Origin of the sequence: Sulfitobacter indolifex (genome assembly GCF_022788655.1) — a bacterium.
Taxonomy (GTDB): Bacteria; Pseudomonadota; Alphaproteobacteria; order Rhodobacterales; family Rhodobacteraceae; genus Sulfitobacter; species Sulfitobacter indolifex.
This window is the reverse complement of the sequence record NZ_CP084951.1, coordinates 278,834-301,532: the sequence shown is the minus strand read 5'-3', so window position 1 is coordinate 301,532 and position 22,699 is coordinate 278,834. Positions and strand designations below refer to the sequence as shown.

General features: G+C 55.2%; 20 protein-coding genes. 3 read left to right on the top strand and 17 right to left on the bottom strand.

Features of this window, described 5'->3' with window-relative positions; genetic code table 11:
- Positions 1-203 precede the first annotated feature (203 nt).
- The 11 genes from rpsU to DSM14862_RS01375 form a co-directional block, all read right to left on the bottom strand.
- Positions 204-404, bottom strand: coding sequence for a 30S ribosomal protein S21 (gene rpsU / locus DSM14862_RS01425; RefSeq protein ID WP_040700433.1), 201 nt, complete (start codon positions 402-404; stop codon positions 204-206).
- 449 nt (positions 405-853) lie between these two features.
- A complete protein-coding gene (locus DSM14862_RS01420; RefSeq protein ID WP_007118619.1) occupies positions 854-1,315 on the bottom strand; it encodes a deoxycytidylate deaminase in 462 nt (153 codons plus the stop codon).
- A 2-nt stretch (positions 1,316-1,317) separates the two neighbouring features.
- Positions 1,318-2,781 (bottom strand): aldehyde dehydrogenase family protein, encoded by a 1,464-nt coding sequence (locus DSM14862_RS01415; RefSeq protein WP_007118618.1) that lies wholly within the window; start codon positions 2,779-2,781, stop codon positions 1,318-1,320.
- Between the two features lie 24 nt (positions 2,782-2,805).
- Positions 2,806-3,690 carry a dihydrodipicolinate synthase family protein gene (locus DSM14862_RS01410; RefSeq protein WP_007118617.1) on the bottom strand — a complete coding sequence of 295 codons (885 nt, stop codon included), beginning with the start codon at positions 3,688-3,690 and terminating at the stop codon, positions 2,806-2,808.
- Between the two features lie 8 nt (positions 3,691-3,698).
- Positions 3,699-4,046, bottom strand: a complete 348-nt coding sequence (locus DSM14862_RS01405; protein ID WP_007118616.1) for a 4Fe-4S dicluster domain-containing protein — start codon at positions 4,044-4,046, stop codon at positions 3,699-3,701.
- Positions 4,047-4,057: 11 nt separating this feature from the next.
- Entirely contained in the window at positions 4,058-4,834 is a 777-nt protein-coding gene (locus DSM14862_RS01400) for an enoyl-CoA hydratase-related protein (RefSeq protein ID WP_007118615.1), read from the bottom strand.
- Positions 4,831-5,997: a CaiB/BaiF CoA transferase family protein gene (locus tag DSM14862_RS01395; RefSeq protein WP_007118614.1), complete on the bottom strand. Its 1,167-nt coding sequence runs from the start codon at positions 5,995-5,997 to the stop codon at positions 4,831-4,833. The genes DSM14862_RS01400 and DSM14862_RS01395 overlap by 4 nt, the downstream gene beginning before the upstream one ends.
- Positions 5,998-6,006: 9 nt before the next feature.
- On the bottom strand, positions 6,007-7,371 hold the full coding sequence (locus DSM14862_RS01390) for an FAD-dependent oxidoreductase (RefSeq protein WP_007118613.1): 1,365 nt from the start codon (positions 7,369-7,371) through the stop codon (positions 6,007-6,009).
- 79 nt (positions 7,372-7,450) lie between these two features.
- Positions 7,451-8,257 (bottom strand): ABC transporter permease, encoded by an 807-nt coding sequence (locus DSM14862_RS01385; protein ID WP_113075684.1) that lies wholly within the window; start codon positions 8,255-8,257, stop codon positions 7,451-7,453.
- A complete protein-coding gene (locus DSM14862_RS01380) occupies positions 8,257-9,066 on the bottom strand; it encodes an ABC transporter ATP-binding protein (RefSeq protein WP_050770331.1) in 810 nt (269 codons plus the stop codon). The genes DSM14862_RS01385 and DSM14862_RS01380 overlap by 1 nt, the downstream gene beginning before the upstream one ends.
- Before the next feature lie 7 nt (positions 9,067-9,073).
- The gene (locus tag DSM14862_RS01375) at positions 9,074-10,117 is read right to left on the bottom strand and encodes an ABC transporter substrate-binding protein (protein ID WP_007118610.1); all 1,044 of its coding nucleotides are present in this window, start codon (positions 10,115-10,117) and stop codon (positions 9,074-9,076) included.
- Between the two features lie 99 nt (positions 10,118-10,216).
- On the opposite strand from DSM14862_RS01375, the gene DSM14862_RS01370 reads away from it, so the two are divergent.
- Positions 10,217-11,173: a LysR family transcriptional regulator gene (locus DSM14862_RS01370; protein WP_007118609.1), complete on the top strand. Its 957-nt coding sequence runs from the start codon at positions 10,217-10,219 to the stop codon at positions 11,171-11,173.
- Positions 11,174-11,584: 411 nt separating this feature from the next.
- Here DSM14862_RS01370 and DSM14862_RS01365 read toward each other — a convergent pair whose 3' ends face one another.
- Positions 11,585-12,625 (bottom strand): aromatic ring-hydroxylating dioxygenase subunit alpha, encoded by a 1,041-nt coding sequence (locus tag DSM14862_RS01365; protein ID WP_007118608.1) that lies wholly within the window; start codon positions 12,623-12,625, stop codon positions 11,585-11,587.
- Positions 12,626-13,544: 919 nt separating this feature from the next.
- Between DSM14862_RS01365 and DSM14862_RS01360 the strand changes: the two genes are divergently transcribed.
- Together DSM14862_RS01360 and DSM14862_RS01355 are read left to right on the top strand one after the other, a co-directional pair.
- Entirely contained in the window at positions 13,545-14,741 is a 1,197-nt protein-coding gene (locus DSM14862_RS01360) for a GAF domain-containing sensor histidine kinase (RefSeq protein ID WP_040700430.1), read from the top strand.
- 1,209 nt (positions 14,742-15,950) lie between these two features.
- Positions 15,951-16,874: an RES family NAD+ phosphorylase gene (locus DSM14862_RS01355; RefSeq protein WP_131541663.1), complete on the top strand. Its 924-nt coding sequence runs from the start codon at positions 15,951-15,953 to the stop codon at positions 16,872-16,874.
- 219 nt (positions 16,875-17,093) lie between these two features.
- Here DSM14862_RS01355 and DSM14862_RS01350 read toward each other — a convergent pair whose 3' ends face one another.
- The 5 genes from DSM14862_RS01350 to DSM14862_RS01330 all read right to left on the bottom strand — a co-directional run bounded on the left by DSM14862_RS01350 (position 17,094) and on the right by DSM14862_RS01330 (position 22,691).
- Positions 17,094-17,819 carry a hypothetical protein gene (locus tag DSM14862_RS01350; RefSeq protein WP_007118605.1) on the bottom strand — a complete coding sequence of 242 codons (726 nt, stop codon included), beginning with the start codon at positions 17,817-17,819 and terminating at the stop codon, positions 17,094-17,096.
- A gap of 732 nt (positions 17,820-18,551) precedes the next feature.
- A complete protein-coding gene (locus DSM14862_RS01345) occupies positions 18,552-19,235 on the bottom strand; it encodes a recombination protein NinG (RefSeq protein ID WP_040700426.1) in 684 nt (227 codons plus the stop codon).
- 362 nt (positions 19,236-19,597) lie between these two features.
- Positions 19,598-20,236 carry a recombinase family protein gene (locus tag DSM14862_RS01340; protein WP_007118602.1) on the bottom strand — a complete coding sequence of 213 codons (639 nt, stop codon included), beginning with the start codon at positions 20,234-20,236 and terminating at the stop codon, positions 19,598-19,600.
- Between the two features lie 1,545 nt (positions 20,237-21,781).
- Positions 21,782-22,189 (bottom strand): hypothetical protein, encoded by a 408-nt coding sequence (locus tag DSM14862_RS01335; protein ID WP_007118600.1) that lies wholly within the window; start codon positions 22,187-22,189, stop codon positions 21,782-21,784.
- Positions 22,176-22,691, bottom strand: a complete 516-nt coding sequence (locus DSM14862_RS01330; protein ID WP_007118599.1) for a hypothetical protein — start codon at positions 22,689-22,691, stop codon at positions 22,176-22,178. Before DSM14862_RS01330 ends, DSM14862_RS01335 begins: the two co-directional genes overlap by 14 nt.
- Positions 22,692-22,699 lie beyond the last annotated feature (8 nt).

The following is a 22,699-nucleotide window of genomic DNA, read 5'->3' as shown; positions in this document are numbered from 1 at the left end:
TTGCTGCCCATCTTGCATCATTGTCGACGGATGAGGGCCGGGAAAGCGGACATGGCCCCATTCGCTCCGGCTATGGCAAGGTCCGCTTTAACGTATTTTCAAATTCGGGCGATCGATGAAAAAATGTCCTGCAGATACGAAAAACCCCCGCTGCCATCGGACAACGGGGGTTCTGTTCATTCAGGGCCAAAAGTCGACCTAGATCACCCTTCGCGTTCCAGCTTCTTTCGTGCCAGCTTGCGGGCACGGCGAATCGCTTCTGCTTTCTGACGCGCGTTTTTCTCGGAGGGTTTCTCGAAATGTTGCTTGAGCTTCATTTCACGGAATACGCCTTCCTTTTGGAGCTTTTTCTTTAGAACTCGGAGGGCCTGATCGACGTTATTGTCGCGTACACTAACCTGCATGTAGTTTTCACTAACTTTCTTGTTTGGAGTTGCAGAGACTTGCATTCACTGGCCAAATAACAACCCTGAACGATATTGTACAGCAAAGTCAGCTATGCGGGACTTTTCTGACGTTCGCTGCAAGTAAATGGTCCTTGGTTTCGTCTCCGCAGTATCTGGTAAGGAGGGCGGGCAGCCCCCGTTCGCTTCGACCGCGATGCGCCCCTGCGGCTTCAGCGGGAGCTGCCTTTCAACCGGTTAGAAAATTCACGTTGAATCTCTGTGTAGCTATGGGCACCTGCATCGTTACACGTTGGACCAAGCACGAAGTGGCTCGACTACAATTGAAGTGAAATGCCGTTTAGTCGCCTCCCGCAAAGAAGCATTCGTTTTTCTCGGGTGCCGTCAAGAGAACCTATTGGCGCGCTGCGCACCACATTGTGCATCTCAGAGGGCAAGTGGGATCGTGGCTATTCTGAGCTTTGGGCGGGGCGAAGCAGTATCTTTCCTTCTTGGATCATTATCTCAGATGCATCAAAGCTTTTGCCGAGCGCCGCGTCATACGCAGGTTTTTCTGGACAGATAATCTTATCTATACCGCATTGAATTATAGCCCTCGTGCAATCTGCGCAGGGGAAGCGGTTGATATAGATCGTGCAGCCGATCAGCGGCACGCCTATCCGGGCGGCGTTATAGATGGCGTTGCGTTCGGCGTGTTCGAACCAATAGAACTTCTCCCCGCTCGCTCGATCAAAACGGGCGGGATCAACTGAGGCGACGCCGCGCGGCAGGCCGTTATAGCCCGTCGCGCAAATTTCATGGTCAGGCCCGACGATAACCGCCCCGACATGGAAATCGCGGTCCTCCGACCAGCTGGATATCGTCTCAGCTAGTTGAAGAAAGCGCGCGTCCCATGTGGCCTGCTCCGCCATATTCAGCCCGCAAAGACATAGGAGGTTTTCACCGTGGTATAGAACTCCACCGCATAGCGCCCCTGCTCGCGTGCGCCAAAGGAAGAGCCTTTGCGCCCCCCGAAGGGCACGTGGTAATCCACCCCGGCGGTCGGAAGGTTGACCATCACCATGCCTGCCTCAACACGGCGCTTGAACTCGCGCGCCAGTTTCAAGCTGCTGGTGCAGATCCCCGCAGAGAGGCCAAATTCGGTGTCATTGGCCACGGCAAGCGCTTCATCGAAATCGGCAACTTTGATGACCGACCCGCAGGGGCCAAAGATTTCTTCACGGTTGATGCGCATGGAATTATCGGTGCCGACAAACAGCGCCGGCGCTTGATAGAAGCCGGGCTTATCCAGTTCCAAACGCTCGCCGCCGATGACCTCAGCCGCTTCGGATTTGGCCAGTGCGATATAATCGAGGTTCGACTTCAATTGCTTTTCGTCAACCACCGGGCCGATCTGCGTCTCGGGATCAAGTGCGTCCCCAACCTTGAGCGCTTGCATCTGCTTGGTCATCTCGGCCACAAACTCATCGTGAATCCCGGCCTCCACGATCAGACGCGACGACGCGGTGCAGCGTTGGCCGGTGGAAAAGAACGTACCATTAATGCAAGCAGCAACGGCCACGGAAAGGTCTGCGTCGTTCAGCACAACCATCGGGTTCTTGCCGCCCATCTCAAGCTGCACCTTCTTCTTCATCTTGCCGCAGACCTCGGCAATGTGATTGCCAGTCCCGACAGAGCCGGTAAAGGAGATGGCGGTGATGTCGGGATGGGTCACGATCGCCTCGCCCACGGATGAGCCGCGGCCCATCACCAGATTGAAGACACCCGGAGGGCAGCCATTTTCTTGCAGCAGCTCAGCAATTGCATGGGCGCAGCCGGGCGTCAGGTCGGCGGGCTTCATGATGACGCAGTTGCCATAGGCCAGCGCCGGGGCGATCTTCCATGCTGGAATGGCGATCGGGAAATTCCACGGCGTGATCAGCCCGACGATGCCCACAGGTTCGCGGGTCACTTCGACATCAACATTCGGGCGAACCGACGGTTGAAGATCACCGACCTGACGCAGCGCCTCTCCGGCGAAAAACTTGAACACTTGGCTGGCGCGCATGGTTTCGCCAATGCTTTCGGCGAGGGTTTTACCCTCCTCGCGGGCAAGCAGTCGGCCAAACTCTTCTTTGCGAGCGGCCAAGGCGTTGCCGACAGCATCCAACAAGTCATAACGGGCTTGCGGGGTGCTGTCGGCCCAAGCGCTTTCGGCACCTTTCGCGGCCTCGACCGCCTGTTCGACGGACTCGGCGTCGCCATAAGAATAGCTGCCGATAACGTCGTTGGTGTCCGAGGGGTTCACGTTGTCCTTGTAGTTGTCAAAGCTAACCCAAGTGCCGTTGATCAGATTGTCGTGCTTGCCCAAATGGGTCAGGTTTTCATGTTTGGTCATATGCTTTGCTTTCTGTCTGCTGTGTCAATTGGTCAGAGCTGGCGCAGGAAGGTCGATTTGGTCCAATCGGGCTTTCTGCGCGTCAGTTAAGGGGGTGAATGGCGGGAGCGTTTCCGCCCAAAGGGCCGCTTCGGTCCGCCGTGCCACGAGGTATTTCACTGCCGGGATCAGCGGCTCACTGGCAATCGCTGTGCGTATCGCGCCGATCCGCGTTAGCAACTCAGCGTCCGGCGTCTCCCGCGAGCGCCAAACCCGAGCGCAAAGGGGCGCGGTCTGGTTGACAGTGGCCGAGATACATCCCGCAAACCCCGATGCCGCGGCTTCGGCCAGCGAGGTTTCAGAACTGGGGAAGACCGCGAAATCCGGCATCATTGATGTCAGGGTCCGGCAATAGGCCAGATCGCCGGAACTGTCTTTGATGCCCGTAAAACGCTCCGGATAGGCGCGGTGCAGCCGTTCGATCAAGTTCGGCGACAGGGTAATCCCGGTCATCTGCGGGAAGTTGTAGAAGTAGATTTGGATCCGGCGCGTGCCCAACCCATGGTGCAGCGCTTCATCCCAGCAAAACAGCCCGTCTTCGTCGACAGGTTTGTAGTAATAGGGCGGCAAAACCAGCGCCACGCCGTAGCCTGCGTCATCCGCATGCGCGGTCAGCGCGAGGGTTTCCGCCAGCGCGGGCGTGCCGGTGCCGACCATCAGGCGGGCGGTGTCAAACGCCTCTGCCGCCCAGGTCATGATCTCCTTGCGGGTGGCCGCATCAAAGGAGTTTGCCTCCCCGGTAGAGCCCAAGACGTTAAGCGCGTCACAGCCGTTTTCCAGCATCCAGCGGCAATGGTCAAGAAACGGCGCTTTTTGTGGCGCGCCCTGTGCATCTACGGGCGTCGGCACAGCGGCAATGATACCTTGCATTGATAACCTCATTGATCCTGTGTTTCTGGTTGCCGCGCCTCATGGGCGGCGACCTCGGGGTGGTCCTTGATCGGAGTGGAGCCCTTGTACCAACCGCCCGGCTCGTCGATCTGACCCGAAGCATCGTGAAAGGCTTCGGCATTGATCCGCACGAATTTCGCCTCTGCCCCGGTGGCTTCGTCATCATAGCGGATCGCGTCGACCGGGCAGATGCTCTCGCACATGCCACATTCGATGCATTCGGTCGGGTGGATGTAGAACATCCGCTCGCCCTCGTAGATGCAGTCGACCGGACAGGAGGTGGTGCAGATCCCGTCTTTGACGTCGATACAGGCGCTGGTGATGATCAAAGGCATGACGACCTCCTTTATTTACCGCGCCAGACCGGCGCGCGTTTTTCGCGAAAGGCTGCGACGCCCTCATCGGCATCCTCGGAGTTAAGCGCTGCGATAAGTTCCGGCGTTTCATGCTGATAGGCCTCATGCACCGACATATGCGCGGTCTCCCGCGCGGTCGCCTTGATTGCCCTGACGCTCAGCGGGGCCGAGGCGAGAATGTCGGCGACCCAGCGGTCGACTTCGGCGTCGAGATCGGCAGCAGGGACCACCGCGTTGATCAATCCGTAGCCTGCCATGTCTTGTGCCGAGACCATGCGCCCCGTCATCATCATTCCCATGGCAATGTTGCGGGGGATCAAGCGCGGCAGCGTGATCATGCCGCCGTCCAGCGGCAGCCGGCCCACCTTGGCCTCGGGCAGGCCAAAGCGCGCGGTGTCGGCGGCGATGAGAATATCGCAGCCCATCGCCATCTCCAGCCCACCGCCAAGCGCCAGCCCGTTGATCCGCGCGATCACCGGGGTGGTCAGCGTGCCGCGCAGGGCGATCCGACCAAACCCGGTGGCGCTGATGTCCTTCCAGTAATCGACACCAGACATCCCGCTGTCGTCCTTCAGGTCCGCCCCTGCCGAAAAGGCCCGGTCGCCGCTGCCGGTCAGAACCACGCAGCGGATCTCGGGGGTGGCCTCAATTTCGTCCCAGATCTCGGCCAGACGGGCCTGCGTCGCGCTGTCCATCGCGTTCATCCGGTCGGGCCGGTCGATGGTGACGCGCGCCACATGATCTTCGACGGTGAAGAGTACGCTCATCCTGCGACCCTTTCCTTCTGCCGCAGGCCAAACTCGGCGATGACCTCTTCGGTATGCTCGCCCAGACGCGGCGGCATCCGACGAATGCCCATCGGCACATCGCTCAGATGGACCGGCGAGCCGATAAGCTGCATTTGCCCCAGAACCGGGTGATCAATGTCGAGCAGCATGCCGTTGATCTCGGTCTGCGGATCTTCCAGCGCGGTGCTCAACGAGCGTACGGGGGCGCAGAGCAGATCCTGCGCTTCTAAACGCTCCAGCCAATAGGCTGTGGTGTTGGTGGCGAAGCGCTCACGGAAGGTTTCTTGCAGGAATGGTTTGTTCTTACGCTGCGTGGCAAGGGTGGGATACTGCGGCGACAGATCCTCGATCTCGAGCGCATTGCAGATGTCCTGCAGCGGATTGAGCTTGAACGCCCCCACCACAACCACAGCGCCATCGGTGGTGTCGAACACGCCCGTCAGCGGCATCGCAGCCCAGTTCAGCACCTCGCGATGTTTGCTCCACTGCGCGGCCTCCTGCATCTGCATCGCAATCATTGAGTCGTAGAGCGAGACGCTGACCTTTTGCCCCTGCCCGGTCTTGGCCCGCGACAGCAATGCTGCCAGCACGCCCTGCACCAAGTGCATCCCGGCGGTGTAGTCACAAAGCGTGGTCGGGTAGATCGACTTCGGGATCGAGGGGTCTGACCTCTTCTCCATCACGCCGCTCATGGCTTGGGCCAGCACGTCCTGCCCGCCCTTGTGGGCATAGGGACCAGTCTCGCCATAGCCGGTGCCTGAAGCGCTGATAATGGCGGGGTTGATCTCTTTCAGCTTGTCGTAGCCAAAGCCAAGCCGCTCCATCACACCGGCGCGGAAGTTGTCGACCACTACATCAGATTCGCGCACCAGATCATAGATCATCTGCTTGCCTTCGGGCGATTTAGTGTCGATCTCGACCGAGCGCTTGTTGCGGTTGAGCGAGGCGAAGACGGCATTGTTCACCGCCTCTTCACTGTCCTCGCCATAGAACCCGCGCGACAGGTCGCCGGCGCCGGGGCGCTCGACCTTGATCACGTCTGCACCGAAGTCGGCCAGCATCTGAGTGGCACAGGGGCCGAGCATCACTTGAGTGAAATCGATCACCCGAATGCCATCAAGTGGGAGAGTATTCTGCTGCATTGGGGCCTCCTATGCGTCCATTTTTTCTTCGACGAGGGCGTTGGACGAGGGCACATCGCCCGGGTCTGCGCCCTGCGCGCGCATTTGTTTTTGAATTGCGGTCACGTCCACGTCGCGTAGCGCACAGTTCCCTTGCAACGCCTTGGCAACGGCCACACCGGCGGCCTCGCCTTGAGACATGCATGGCGGGATCTCGCGGGACATTTTCTGTGCTTCGCTCTCGACCGAATAGTGACGACCCGCAACGATCAGGTTGTCGACACCTTTGGGCAGCAGCGCGCGATATGGGGTGTAGTAATCCCGGCCCCGGCAGACGCTGTCGGCAAAGTGGCGACGGCTTTTCACATCGTCTTTGGTGACGACATATTCACCCTGCAACAGACGGGTCTGGCGGACGCCCATCTGCTCGGCAGCGCCCAGCATCTTGGCGTTCTCAAAGCCGGGGATGTTGTCACGGGCGAAGGCCAGCAGCTTCATCATCCGCTCGCGGCCTTCAAACTCGGCCTCAACCATGTGCTCAGGCGAAAGCCCATCGTAGCCCGGCATATGCGGGCAGTTGCACCAAACGATGCCCGGCAGCGGGGTCTTCAGCCACCACATGCCCCATGCACCGCCGATGATGCGGCGCGCTTGACGGTCAAGCTTCTTGTACTCCTCGGGGTTGACGTATTCAAAGGCTTCGGCCTTGTCGGTATCTACGTCGCAAAGGCGGAAAACGGTGGTCACGATGAACTGGCCGTCGATGAAAGACGCCCCGGCAGATGAGGCCACATCCAGATCGCCACTGGCGTCGATCACCATGTCGGCCTTGATCGCCTGACGGCCTAGTTTGGTTTGGCAGATCACGCCGGTGACGCGGTTATCTTCGACCAGCGCCTCAGAGAACCAGCTGTGCAGGCGCAGGTTGATGCCCGAGTCCTTCACCAGATCAAGGCTGACCCGCTTCCAAGCGTCGGGGTCAAAGGCCACGGCGTGAATGATGGGCTGCGGCATCCCGGTTTTGTGAAAGTCGATGCAGCCCCAGCGGGACCACTTTTGCCACATGTCCCAATTGGTCAGGCAATCCTCCGACGGCGGATAGACCGCGCCGTCTTGCTTGACCATCCGGTCGACATATTCGCTGACGATGCCGGTGGTGACGATTTCATTGCCTTCGTTGACCATGTCGTCGAGCACCAGAACCATGCCGCCAGAGGCCATGCCGCCAAGGTGGTGGTAGCGCTCCAGCAAGGTCACTGAGCAACCGTTCCGGGCGGCGGAGACTGCGGCGGAGACCCCTGCCGGGCCCGCGCCGATGACGACGACATCGGTATGAGCAACAACCGGAACCTGTTCGCCGCGTGTTTGAACGTGATCTTTGATTTGTGCAGTCATGAGACGTACTCCTCTCGGTGCCCCGCCGGACCCTCGGGTCTCAAGCAGTGCAATTTACGTTTTTTTTCAGTTTATTAGCTTACCAGCGCACAACCAGACGTTCGACAATCGACACGGTCGCGAACATCAGCACCGACAGTCCCGAGGACATAAAGACGGTGGCGTAAAGCAAGGGTGAATTGAAGTTGAAGGTGGCGTCGATGATCAGCGCCCCGAGCCCCATATCAGCCCCGACCCATTCGCCGACAATTGCACCGATAACACTGGTAGTTGCCGCGATTTTCAGTGCCGAGAACAGAAAGGGCAACGAAGACGGCAGGCGGATTTTCCAGAAGACCTCGGATTTGGAGGCGGATAGGATACGGGCCAGTTCTAACGCCTGCGGGCTGACGGCCTGCAAGCCGCGGACCATATTCACCAGCGTTGGGAAAAAGCAGATCAGCGCTGCGATCACCACTTTGGCTGTGAGGCCCGGCCCAAAGATCAGCACCAAAATCGGTGCGATGGCGAGAATCGGAATGGTGTTCACAAAGACCGCGATGGGAAAGAAGGCCCGCTCGACCGTGCGGCTGTGAACAAAGGCCACAGCAATCAGCACCGCCGCGATGTTGCCCACGATGAACCCCAGCACACTCTCGTAAAGTGTCGGCCAGAAGTTGGCCAAAAGGATCGGAAACTTGTCCACCAGCGTAAAGGCCACATCCGTCGGCGCCGGGGCGATATAGGTGGGCACGGCAAACAATCGGACACCAATTTGCCAGAGCAGGATCAGGCTCGCCGCAGTGCCCAAAGGCACGGCGATAGCCAATATTTTCTGACGTCTTTCAAGGGCGCGCTCGACATCGATCTCGGAATCGGTGGCCTGAATGTTCTCGATGGCGGTCATCAGCATGTCTCCAGCAGCTTGCGCAGATAGGCGGAATATTTGACGAATTCCTGCGTATCGCGCTGTTCGATTGTGCGCGGGCTCGGCAATTCAATGTCGACCACCTCGCGCAGGCGCCCGGGGTGGGCCTGCAACATCATCACCTTTTGGCCCAGAAACACCGCCTCGGGGATCGAGTGGGTGACAAAGAGGATCGTGACACCGGTCTCCTCCCAGATCTTCAGCAGCTGTAGGTTCAGGTGATCACGGGTCATCTCATCCAGCGCGCCAAAGGGCTCATCCATCAGCAGCAGCTTGGGCTGATAGACCAGCGCCCGGGCAATCGCCACCCGCTGGCGCATCCCGCCCGAAAGCTCATGCGGCAGAGCGTCTTCGCGGCCCTCAAGCCCCACAAGTTTCAAAAGCTCGCGGGGGGACTTATTGCCGATGGGAAGCTTAATGCCCCGGCGGCGCCCGATCTCAAGGGGCAGTTCAACGTTCTTCAAAGCCGAGCGCCATGGCAACAAGGTCGCGTCCTGAAAGACAAATGCGAATTCGCGCGCCAGGCGGGCTTCTTCCGTCGATTTGCCAAAGATTGACACATCACCCGCAGCGGCCGGGATCAGGTCCGACACCAGCCGCAGCATCGTCGATTTGCCACAGCCCGATGGACCCAGGATGGTATAGAACGCGCCCTCTTCGATATCGATCGACATCCCGCGAATGGCCGTGAAGGATCCAAATTTGACGGAAGCGTCTTTCAGAGAGGCGGCGATTGGACCAGTCGGAGTTCCGACTGGCGTCGCTTGGGTTTCAACTATCGATGGCATTGTTCAATCATCCGTATTTAGGACGTGCGGCCTCAGTGGCTTCGAGCACGGAGAGGGTCATCACGTCTTCGAGCGAAGGCGCGCCATTTTCAAACTGGCCGAGCTGGTCGTAGATGTCGATCTGTGCCTGCCAGTTTTCCGGGGTCATCGTGCCCCAGCCTTTCGCGGCGGTCTCTTTGTTGAAGGAATAGTCGAGCACCAGGTCGATGGTTTCCAGTTCCTTTGCGCGGTCCATGTTCGGATAGCGTTTGACCAGCATATCGACGGCTTCTTCGCGGTTGTCATACGCATAGCCCCAGCCTTTGGCGATCGCACGGATCATGCCGTTCACCTGCTCGGGGTGTTCGTTCAACGTCTCGTCGGTGACGTAATAGGGGTTGGCATAAAGCTGGATGCCCGCATCCCAAAGCGTCATGTCATTGCGCTGATCGCCCAAGACGGCAAGCGCGCTGGTGTTCGTCTTCCACCCCGTCACCACATCGACCTGCCCGGTCATCAGCGGGGCCATATCCGACCCCATGACCATGATCTCAACATCGTCCTCGGAAATGCCGTTCGTGGCCAGCAAGGCGCGCAGCAGGATGCGGGCAGTACCGTTGGTTGCAACCCGTTTACCGATCAGATCCTGCGGGGTGTTCACCGCGTTATCCTTGAGCGAGAAATAGGTGAAGGGGTGCTGCTGGTACCCAGCTGCGATGCACTTGACAGGCAACCCGGCAGAGCGTGCAAGCATCAGCGACGGGCTGGACGAGATTTGACCCAGATTGGCGCGGCCAGATGCAACCGACGCGACACCATCCACATTCGGGCCGCCAGCGACGATCTCGAGGTTCAAACCCTCTTCGGCAAAGAACCCTTTCTCGTCGGCAACCACCTCGCCCAGAATGCCGTTGGTGGCCAGCCAGCCCAGTTGCAGGGTCACGTTGAATGTTTCCTGCGCGAAGGCTTTTTCGATGCCCACGAAGGTGCCGGTGGTGGCAGCACCGCCGAAAGCAGCCATAGATTTCAGCAGCGCGCGTCGGTTCACCTCGAAGAAAGAAGGTCGTGTCATTGATGATCTCCCGTTGGTCGTATTTTGTTTGGTTGTCTCTGTACGCCTTGTTCACATTTGACACTACGTCTGTGAAAGGCGATGCAGGAAGGATCAATATTGACCTACAGCGGTGCAAAAACTGCACCACCCCAAAATCGGAGCATCGCTTTGCACTCTAACTTTCTGAAATACTTTGATGAAGTTGCGCGTCAGGGATCGATCCGCAAAGCCGCCACAGTTCTGAATGTGTCCTCAACCTCGGTAAATCGCAAAATACTGAGCGTTGAGAAACAGCTTGGGGTCGCCGTTTTTGACCGCACGCCGGAGGGCGTTGAGTTGACAGGAATCGGCAGTATCCTTCTGGAGCACTGTCGCAAGACCCTGCACGACTATGGGCGCACCCGTGTCCTAATCGATGACCTGCGCGATCTGCGAACCGGCCACCTTAAGGTTGAAACGATCGATTCAGTTGCCTTTGGAATTTTACCTCAGGCCCTGCATCAGTTCAGCCAAACCTTTCCTGATATCTCAATCTCCGTCACTACCGCGTTGCCGGACGATGTGATGAAATCCGTAGCCGAGGGTAACACAGATATCGGCATCTCGTTCTTACTGGACCTACACCCTGATGTACGGGTGATTTCCGAAAAATCCGCGCCGTTCGGTATAATCGTCCGCAGTGACCACCCGGTGGCCGAACGCAACAGCGTTACCATTGACGATATCGCCAGCTATCGTCTGGTACGCACTCTCGACGCCCGTGGTCGCAATTCCATCATCGATCAGGTCGTCTCGACCATCACCTCACCGCTATCGACGCATGTCTTTACCAACGCACTCATCATTGCGAAGCAAATGATCCTCGATAATCAGGGCATCGGGCTTTACACCAAAATCGGCTTTATCGACGAGATAGAGGCGGGAAGACTGAAGTTCATTCCTTTGGTTCAAGAAGGGCTGAATGACATGCGGATCGGCTTACTGGTGTCCGCAACTCATGGCATTGATCCAGCGAAGCGGCACCTTTGCGATGTCATTGGGCGCGCTCTTCGAATGATGCGGCTCGACTCTTAAAGCGCCTAAATGATTTTTGGCATGTTCCTAGGGTCATCGGCAAAAATCATGCGGGCAAGCCATTCGCTGATAATTTGTCAGCAGTCGAATTTATCCTACCTGGTTAGCTAGACTGACGCTCCAGCGTTAAGAATATCTCCGTAGGAGAGATCGATTAGACGTTAGCGGCTTAGTCGAGCGTTAGCTACACTCATAGGTCAAAGACAAAAGCCAATATAGGCGCTATTGACCCTTTCTGAAAGCTGCCGCTTTCAACCCATACCTGCCGTTTAGATTATTTTACACGCAGGACTGTAGTTCCCCCGAAGCAGACTTTGATCGGTCGCCGCAGCATCATTGATGCCGCTTTGGCAAAGTCTCCTTCGAGAGCAAATTGTTGACCTTTGCCGACAAGATCGACGGGAATTCTGGCTACTCAGCCATTTGCCTATCCACCTGCTGCTCTTCATTTATCATCGCCTGCAATTGCCTCCGAAAGCGGAGTTGCCCGCCGTCAATCGGCAAATCAATGTGCGGCGTGGTCTTATTTGACATTCCCTTTTGGACCTCATTGAGCACATCTCGATCTTCTTCGAATGCATGCCGCACGTCTTCTGTCATCATCTTGGACAGCGCTTCGTCATCCGGACGGATGTTGCGCAACTGGAACCAATAGTATCGGGTCTGCCTCTCCGTGGTAGGTGTCATGAAATTGTAGCTGTCCATGACAAAGGTGTTTTCATGCAGAGGCCCATCAGGCCCACCTGTGCCGGCTGGGGTGAACACGGCCTTGATCAGGGCGTGTGACGGATAGCGCACTTCGTAATGCTGGAGCCGGTCACAATTGCCCTCGAATTCCACCACCTTTTTATAAAACGGTGCCGGTTCGTGATCCATCATCCAGCGATGAACGATAATGCCCTCTTCCGTCTTCGTAATCCGTAGTGGCGTGTCTTTGGTCGCAGCAGCGGCAAAGCTGCTTTGATGCACCCATGCGACATGGGTCGGGTCCAGCAGGTTGTCGCACATCAACAGATAGTTGCAGTCCAACTCCATCGCTTCGCCGCGGTTGATACCCCAGTCGGGATTGTCATAGTTTTCGATCTCAAAGATATCCGACGGATCGGCCAGCGCCGGGTTGCCCATCCATATCCAGACCAGCCCATATTTTTCGTGCAGCGGATAGGCATGCACCTTTGCGTTCGACGGAATGCGGCCAGTGCCGGGAGCCCAGACACATTGTCCGGCACAGTCAAATGTCAGCCCATGATAGCCACATTCCACGGTGTCCCCCTTGATCCGGCCTTTGCTCAGCGGCAACTTACGGTGCGGGCAGGCATCTTCCAGTCCCACAAGCTCCCCGGCCTCGGATCGGAACACACAAATCTTCTCGCCGAGGACGGTAATCTGCTGAAGCTCGCGGGTAACTTCATGGTCCCAGGCCGCGACATACCAAGCATTCTTCAAAAACATCTGACTTCCCCGGTCATATTGTGTCGATTTGACCGACGTTAGCCCCCTTCGGTAGTTTATAAAAGGCAGACTAAGGATCGTTTATTTGGACTTGTGTGGAGATCGTCCTGTCGTTCCGCCAGCCTGCTGCGAACGGCCCAAATCGGTCACTCATTCCGGTTCCGACGTACTACAGCTGCGGCGAACAAAGGCGCCATTCGTTGCAATGGCAAATCTTGTGTCGTCTTCCATGGGATCTGCAACTTAGCCTGCGACCTCGCGACTGGAGCTTTCGCAAGTGCAATGGATAATCGCCAACGACTTAGCGTAGGATGTCGAAGTCTGCTCAGCCCACCCCTCAAGTCACCCGCGCACAGCCCCCATTCTGAACCCAGTCCTGCGTGGGCCTATGGCGGCCAATCTTGGCCTGTCAATTTGGTCCGTTTCCTTTCGGCCCCCGCGGGCTAAGTCCTCATGAAGGCGTAGCTCAAGGTCACAGCAGCGCATTATGCTTTCAGCGCGAGAAAAGAGAGACACGGATGACAGTTCGCAAATCCCCACAAGAACCCTCAAAACGAGAGACTATCGCCGAGCGGACCAGTGCTGCCGCAACCGAAATCATCGGCAAAGAAACCAGCCAACGATTGCAAAAGACTGCGCGGCTGCGAGCAGCCCGCTTGTCGCAAGAGCAGGCTGGGCTTTCCAGGACTTCAAAGACAGCCTGACGAGGCCCGCGCCATCCAAGTCCGACAGTATAGGCTGGAAGTCAGTTGGTGCTACATCTTACTGGTCGCCACCACGGTAAGAAAAACTTTGCCGTCGCGGAATTTAACCCCCTCCTGTGCTTCAAAGGCGTCCGCTAATCTGGCTGACTTTGGGTTGGCGACGCGCTAAGGTTCAATATCGGCTCGAGCCTAACTTAAGTCAGTAGAGGTAGCACTTGTTAGAACAACACGACTTCCGGGCCGACATCGACGCTGTCGGTCGCAGCAACGCAATTCTTACCCTTTTAGAAACCGTTGCGTTGGCCACTGGGATGGGATTTGCAGCGGTCGCACGGGTTACTGATTCTCGGTGGGTAACTTGTCGTGCTGTCGATCACATTTCATTCGGACTGATGCCCGGGGACGAGTTGGATGTCGAAAGCACCCTTTGCCACGAAGTGCGGCAATACAACCAAGAGATCGTTATCGACGATGTTCATGACGATGAAACCTATGTCGACCACCACTGTCCTGCTCGCTATGGATTTCGTGGCTATATCTCTGTCCCAATCTATCTTCAGGACGGATCCTTCTTCGGCACTCTATGTGCCATCGATCCGCAGCCTCGCAAGCTGAAGAATGACCGCGTGCTGTCGATGTTCAGACTTTTTGCGCAAATTATCGGCGAGATTCTGGATGCCGACGAGGAACTGACCGCCAGCCGAGAGGCCGTGGCACACGAACAAGAGCTGGCCCGTATTCAAGAGCGCTTTATTGCCATCCTGGCCCATGATCTGCGCAATCCCGTCAACGCGCTCAAAGCTGGCCTCCGCCTGATAGCGCGGCGAAATATCGATGATAAGACGATTGAGCTGGTCGACCTGATGCGTGGCTCAGCCAATCGGATGGAGCATTTGATTGAAAACCTTCTCGATCAGGCCCGTCGTCGCCAAGGCGAGGGCATCGTAATTGAGAAAACCTTGAGCTCAACCCTGGAGCCAGCGCTGCACCAGATTGTTGCAGAACTTCAAGCAGCGGCACCGGACCAGAAGATCGAAACCAACATTGATCTCCATGAACCAATCGCTTGTGACGTGGCTCGTATATCTCAAATGTTTTCAAACCTTCTGGCGAATGCGGTGACCCACGGGGCTTCGGGTGCGCCCATCCAAGTGGAGTCCACCGCAACGGCAGGGATCTTTTCGCTCTCGGTTACCAATTCGGGAAAGAAGATTTCCGATGACATGTTGCCCAGTCTCTTCCTACCATTCGAGCGCCGCAAAGATCGCCCGAGCCGAGAAGGGTTGGGGCTGGGACTTTTCATCGCCTCCGAAATCGCGAAAGGGCACGGTGGCACGCTGGACGTGTCATCAGACGACAACCAAACTGTCTTTACCTTCCAGATGCCGATCCGGGAAGCGACAACAGCTTGAGGAGCTGAAGTATTGGTTGGCGCTGAGCATCGTCACGCCAAGGACGCTCGAAGCGTCCGCTTTCAAGGGACATCTCACTTTATAGCTCCCATCAATAGTATCGGCAGCCTGCCGAAACGCCCCCGGCCCAAAGCGGACTTTCAGCACAACATTGCAATACTGCGATTGCAGCCCAAGTTGCGATCATTCGCTGCAAGCGCGAAAACCTCTACCATCTTGGATTTACAATGGGCGGAGAAGATTGGCCCCAAGAGCGCCATTCAATAGATCGATGCACTCTTTCTCGGACCTCGTCCTCAAGACGTACCGAACTCCTAAAATCCTCGGGCATGCGTTCGCAACCACGCTCTGCCCTAAGGTTTTTGGTGACCCCGGCAGGAGGGGAAGCGCAGGCGGTTAAAAGCATTATATATATCTGATTCTAATGATAAATTTCTTTTATGCGGTGGTGTACTTGTGCAGTGGTGAACTTTACACCACTTAGAAAGGTGGCTCCACCAGCGCGCACGAGACCCTCGGAAAGCTCTATACGTGAAGCTTTGCGCTGATAGTATTTATAAGTTCGGTGCCAGCTTCTTGTCCAATTCGCAGGCACCTTTGATGAACCCTATATCGTCGTGGTTGGGCATATTGGCTCTCCTCACAGGCGACGCTCTAGCTGTCGCAAAGGAGGCGTCAGTACTGTCCGAAGGAGGCCTCATGGTGCCCCCGAAGTACGCTCGCGAGAATGGCCCTACCGCGGCCTCTGCGGCCTTGATGAGAACCTACGCACCGTGACCAACAACCAACGCCATGTGGTAACGTCCCTGGGTCATAACATTAAAGATTGGCTGGTGTTGGCTAGCACCTCTGAGCGTGTCGAGAGCAGGATTATGAGCCACAATGTCGGGGCCTTGGTGATCGGGTCTATGGCGGCAACGATGCCAAGCTGAAGGTGGCGTATGAGGCGATGGAAAAGGCTGTTGAGGTGATGGATAAACCATTTTTAGGATAGATCGGCAAGGTGTGTGCACTAGCCAAAGTCTGCTTCAAACCCGAACTTTTTTAGGTCTGCTACACAGTGAATGGCCACTGTCATAAAAGCGAACGAACCCGACTCCGGCAGAGCTTTTGCAGAGCAACAAAAGGATGCAATAGTGCAGGCTTTACTTTTGTCTTGTACAAGAGGGCCAAACTTGAAGTCGCAATTCTTACATTTTGGAGCATCGCTTGGCTGACAATATCCCAGAAATGAAACTTGAAAACTCCGACAAGGCAGTGGAATATTTAAACTCATTTAACGATAGTGCCCTCGATTACGTGTCAGACAACATAAGAGATTTCTGCTCTTTGCAGGTCAACGAAATCACTCAAGAAAAAGCTGATCGTGTAGTGGATCAACTGCTAGATGTATATTTCGTCCTCCCCATGACTCTATCGGAAGCCGGTTTCGACACTTGGCGAGTGCGCCCAAGCGACAGGGAGCAGTCATTTGTCAAATTCTCAGACGCGGCAGCGCCGCCGCCTGAAAAGGCCGCTACAGGTCGAGCCAACGCGGCGTGCGAGAGTGTGTTCTATTGTGGATCAAGCCCGGAAACCTGCTTTGCGGAAAGCCGCTTAGCCAAGGGTGATACCTTTCACCTTTTCCGCTACAATCTCATACAAGGCAGGAAGCTTTCGCTCGTAAGCATTGGAGACTACGATAGCATAAGGCGTAGAGGTCGAACTATCCTTCAATCGCCGATAATCGAGAAAGGTTGTTCGGATATTTTAAAGCGTCTGAAGCCAAATGTTCGCTTGGCGGTTCAGCTAGTTGACGCGTTCTTTTTTGACCAGATCAACCGTAAGGGCAACGCAGATCAGTATCGAATAACCCAAACTATTTTTAGAGCGATATCTTCCGGATTGGAAGTTGACGGTGTTATGTATCCAAGTGTTGAGCATTCCGGCGGCACGAACTTTGCATTGAAACAGAATGCCTATGAAGAGAAAGTGTTAATTCAAGAAGCGAACATTCAAATGGTTAAAAAATCCTACGGCTACGGTGCATACAGGTGCAGTAAATTCGGACCAGCGATGTTAAATTATAAAGAATCACTGATAGAATGGCCAAACGTTCCTGATTGGTGGCATATCTTAGATGAAGTGGAGTAGAGCGGCTATAGAAGACTCGTAGCGCCTCAGCTGTTATGGTTTAGTCATACCTTCTGAACCTACCCTTCCGACCTTGTGGATTTGAAGCTATGGAAAAGATTGTGTAGGGAATGCCTTCAGGGAGTTTTTAATAGATCACGGCGGCATTTACACCAGCCAATGGCCCCTTCAAGCCTGAAGTGTCTGGTACTGAAGGCTCCAGTTCTGCGGTTGTCCAGATTAAGAAGTTTCGATTAGTCTTTCTATCAACTGGATAACCTTAGGCTGGATTTCATCGGATGCTTGCCATCTGCCCTTGCCCGGATGTCTAATGCCGATAGTAGGGACTGGCAAATTATCCCAAATTTGCACCCGAAAGTTTCCGATCGAAACGTCGCGCCGTACGAGGTCTGGAAATGTCTTGCTAAGCCATTGATGCCCATCGATAGCAGACACAACGACGACGTCAGGCTTCAATGTCACCCACTCCAATTCGACCAAAGGACTCTGCCAACGCCCTACTTCTAAACGTGTTGTTCCAAAATTGTCAGCGTAGAGGGGTTTTCCTGCGCTAAGCGAATAGCTGCCGTTAACCTCTTCAATACGCTGTACTCGACAGACATTTGAATAAGCTATTGCTTCTCGACCAATTAGTCCTAGGCCCTCTGCAATCCAGTCGAACTGCCTCCAAAATGGTGTACTGTACTTTTTACCAACCACGCGCTTTTGGAAGAAGCATTCCTTCCAATTAAGACGATCATTTGCCGTCTTGTTGATTTCGGCGTCGGAAAGGGACTGCCCACCTCCATAAGCCTCCGCTCCAGCGAACAAGACACGGATAGGCGAAGCAAGATATTCTGGGGGTGCGTAAATCGCTTCCGGCACAGTGATATTTTCTACTATCTCAGGGGGTAAATTCTTTGCGTCTCTAATGACGTTATTATAAGTCTCGACATAGCTATTCATTTTCTAGCACTCTTTGATTCTCCAAGAGCTATACTGAAACATTTTTTATCAGCCTCATAGGCTTGACGGACAGATACAGGCATGTGGCTGGAATTATTTCAATAATTGGGACTGCCATCAAATGAACGGCCTCAACCCCCTTCAGTCACTGATGTTCCGATGATGCCCCATGGTAGTCGTTGTGGGCCCTGTGAGTATTCTTGGTTCTCATCTAAACGTGCTTGCTATCATCTAGGGGCCGGGCAGCCCCTCGAGTCTGCTCGAATATAACGAAGTGCACTTCGCGGAATGCGCGTCGGCGATCGTGAATCGATGTTCGGTTGGTCGCCATGAATGCATCGGGAGCTTCCTATATTTTTCTGGGGATGTGGAGTGCCCCCCCCTTTTTCGGTACCGTCAGCGAAGTGCGAAAGCCGTTGATCGGGGGGGGGGCTATGCTTGGGTAGACCCAAGACGGAGGTGCCAACCTATCGGTCAACCTGAAGCTGGTGTTAGAGGCTGCCCGATGGTGAATATCTCCTTCATGGGTCTCCCAAGGCGAAGCCGAATTTAGAGTTTCCCATTCAAGTTGCCTGATGTTGAACCCTGCGAAGCAGGACTGATGATCAAGTCCTCATGAAGGTGCGGCGTTGAAAGATGATCTTGATCTTGGCACAGCCAAGACGGAGTAAAACCCTAAGGCCCCATTAAGGTGTTCTCTATTAGATATACGGAGGGACGTTCGGGGCCACTTCACGCAGCTTCAAGAAGACCTTCTGCACGAACCTGCGCATCATCCACAGCGCGCTGCACTCGTTCCATGTCGGAGGCAAGTTGCGCAGATGCTTCCGCGTTCTTGTCGTCAGACAGAGGCCGATGCCAGCATTTTGGCTTTCTGATCTTTGTCAGCATCGGCACCGCACCGAAATCCACTTTTCGGCTGACCTCGTGATATTCTTTCAGTGTCCCCGAACGGGTATCCTTGAGGTAGGTTTGGATAGAAATGCCGTGGAACTTCTGGGTGTAGGCGTTCGCTGCTTGGCTGATGGTCTTGTAGGTACCCGGTGCGCGCCGGTGAAACAAATGGGGTGTCTCTGGGGAGGCCTTGAGGAAGGTTGGGTCTGTCAATATTCGGCGCAACCCGCTGTCGTGCTCTGTTGCTGCGTCCAGCATCGCTTTCATGATGCCAAGTCGTGCAGTGACGGGGGCGGTGTAAAGCATGTCGGCGAGGTCACGGGCGCGGCAGTAGTGGATTTCATTCGTCACCTTCTGCTCTAATGATCTGCCACCCCGCGATGCATTGCGTGTCGCCGCCTTGGCGCATTTAGGTGAACAGTACTTCTTGTCTTTCCTCTTGGGGTGAAATTCTTCGTTGCACTGCGGGCAGCACAATGGGGCCGCGCTGGGCGAGCCAGCCGGTTTCTTGGTGGTCGTCATGTGGGTGGTCCTTACGATCTATGAATGATGTTACTGGGAGATGCCAAACGGGAAACCCCGCTGAAGCGTCTAGGCTGTTGACCTTGTCTCGTGAAAAGAACTGGTCGCCCTATCTCGAAGGTGCGCGCGGAACAAAGACGCCCGCACCTGACGCGATGGTCAAGGCGGGGGCAGCTTTTGGACTGAACATGATAGATGAGATGTGGCGACTGGAAGCGCGGTTGACAGAGCTATTCGTGTCGAATGCTAACGCTTCCTATGGCTAGGGGGTGGGTCAATCGATTGGGGGTGGGTTAATCCTCAGACGCCTCATTTGGGCAAGGATGCGGGCTAATCGATAGGTTGCGGGTTTATTGCTCGCCTTACATCCCCCATCGGGTCAACGTCGCGTCCACCTTCAAAGGGTCGCCTGTAATCCGAATGACTGCGTTGCGCTGTAGACCAGTTGCTTTGGCGATGGCGGACTGACCCTGTCCTGCCTGATGTAAGGCCATAACTTGGTCATACGCTGCCCTGTCGAAGGTGGGCTTGCGTCCCTTGAACTTCTCAGGGGATGCTTCTTTGTGGAACGCTATGCCTGCCTTCTGGGCCTCTTTAGTGGCTTCCGCTTGGGCCTGTGCAGTTGCGGCCATGAAGGCGATGAGAGCATCCCTGACGGCCTGCTGAGTGGGGTCTGTGGTCGAACCGTCGAAGGTCATGCGATTGATCACCGTCTTAATGATCACGCCCCGCCGCATGAACTCCCTGATGGTGTCCGTAACGTCCTGATAATTGCGCCCCAAACGATCAACCCAACGGACCACCAGAACGTCACCTTCGCGCAGCATATCAAACAACCGCTTGCCGTTGGGTCTGTCCGCCAAATTGGTGGTGACGCCTGAGGTGCCATGATCGGCAACAACTTCGTCAATATCAAACCCTGCCAACCGCGCCTGATTTTCTTGGTGGTCGCTGGTCTGTTCACTGGTGGAAACGCGGGCATAGAAGATCGTCTTGGACATGGTGCTTACCTGTTCACTTGAGTTGTGTTCAAATGAATGGGGTGTTCACAGGGATAAGTCAACCCTCTTGAACAGGTTAAACGCCTTACCCTGACGTGTTCGCCAGCCTATGCCCATGTGAACAACTGCGTAATATTGCCCACCTAAGGTTGAGACCTATCTTTGTGAGAGATTTTCACGCCGTAGAGGAGGCCACCATGAAATTCCATTTAGCATTAGTCGCAGCACTTAGTTTTTTATTGGCAGGGTGCGGGGGCACTATGCAAGGCGTAGTACGTGGAGAGGGCACACCAGTCCAAATCCATTATGAACAAGGTATTGATCGTGATACGTACCGAACTAACATCGACGGAGAGAGTTTTGCGGGGCAGGCTGTAAACGCCGGAGCGACCACCGGTGTGGGCACTGTGTTTGGAGGCGGGAACACTGCCACGGTGATTTCCTCGACTACCAGCGGGAATTTCGTAGCCGTGCTATTGGGCAATCGCGGTTCAACTATGCGCTGTCAGATGAACTACGCCGACAGCTCCGGGCTCACCTCGCTGGGCGGAGTGGGTGTATGCCACCATAGTGACGGAAGGGTTATCGACATCACTTGGTAGCAGAAGACAACAGCACGGTTTCTTTGGTCTGGAAAGGCCCCCTAGGTAGGGGGGGGTGCGCTGGTGCGGTAGTGCCTATTATGGGCTGACAGATTTTCCCGTTGAATTAAATTGCAATTACGCGGACAGTTGCACTGCTCCGATAGCATTGAACCAAGACTACCTATTCTTCGCTTTTGCAGGCCAAATAACTTAGGACTTCAGCTATGAAATGCATTGGACTTAGGGTGATTACTCTCGGATTGGTCGCCTTATCGCTTCAGCCAGCGGACGCGTCTGCCGATGTGCCAATTATTCCTGAAGGTCAGGCTTTCGTCTGCACGCCAACCCATGTTTGGGATGGTGATGGCCCTATTTGGTGCGCGGAAGGTCCAAGGGTCCGGCTGTCGGGCATCGCAGCTCGAGAAATCGACGGCTCGTGTCGGTCTGGCCACCCGTGCCCCCAGGCAGACGGTGTAGATGCTCGAGATGCACTGGTGGCATTTCTTGGGGATGCTAGAGGGGTGGGCCGTCATGGGCACATATTGGTCACCGGGCCGACAGTTCGTTGCCGTTCGGACGGTTCTGCTGGAGGCAACCGAACAGCTGCTTGGTGCAATTCGCCGGTCGTGGGCGACATCAATTGCGCGATGGTAAGAGAAGGCTGGGCACTTCGGTGGAAGCGATTTTGGCGTGACCACAACTGTTAGACAAGGTTTTTAGAGCGCTTAATGGACCATGGTGCACCATGGAAAGGAATTGTCGGCTCTAGACCGTGGGTAACTATTCAACGGCGGCTTGCTGTGAAGCTGAGAAAGGTACTATCTCGCGCATCATTTTATAAATAGTGTAGCGCGGTACCGGAGAGGGTACTGAACAAAAAATGCGCTACCTTAGTTGAAAGTGCACTGCCCTAAGTAAGGAGCTTCGAACTCTTCGCTGCAAGAAACAGAACCCCGAAACCTCATACTTCCTTTGCGAAGTCTCCAATTTCCGCGTTGCTAAACGGAATTAAGGCCTTCTCGGGTTCTTCGATCACCTCTTCAGAAGGCCCTTCGATGCCCCCCCCGATAGCCCCCCATAGGGAACTGGGATTTTTCGGAAACTTTCGCACAATCTTTCTGCCTGAATCTTTAATTTCCGAAGACTCGAGTGTGCTAATGCGGTCTTGGACGTGAGTAATAACTCCTCGCCCGATTATTTGCTCATACGCACCGAGAGATTCACCAGTGTCTGGGTCCAGAATATCTTCACCGACCCTGTAAAGTATATACTCACTCCCAATATCTACGCCGTCCTGCTCGCCGACGTTCAAAACAACCTTGTATCTGCTGACTACCTTCGCGACCTTCGCCTGCTTATTCGTCGACATCTGCTGGCATCCCTATCTTCACTCTAACTTTTGACAACTGGTCGGTTTCGCCATCGTCTAGACGTTTCCATATTTCGGCCCCTCCGGAGGCTCTTGCAAGTGTAATGAGCTGAATAAGGCCATTATTTTGCATCATCACGTATTTCGCGACACCGAGCAGTTGCTCGTAGCCGTCTTCCTGCTCCAAAACTATCGCATAACTTAGATTTTGGCTGAGCCATTTGGAGGGTTTCACTACGAAACCGCCGTTAGGAAAGTGCTCGGGAGGAATAAACCTAACGACTTTCGGTTCAGGGATTTCAACCTCTCTGGGTGCGAGATGGTGCACCAAGCCTTGACCAGTCACAATTACGGTTGAGACAAAAAATAATATCAAGAAATATTCTTTAGATAGAGAAAATTGGTTCGGTAGAATTTGGCCGAGCATCCAGACTACTGCACCTGCGAACGCCAATGCAAAGCCCCAACCTACAATTCGTGCGTGCAACAATTCTCGGTTCATTAAATTGG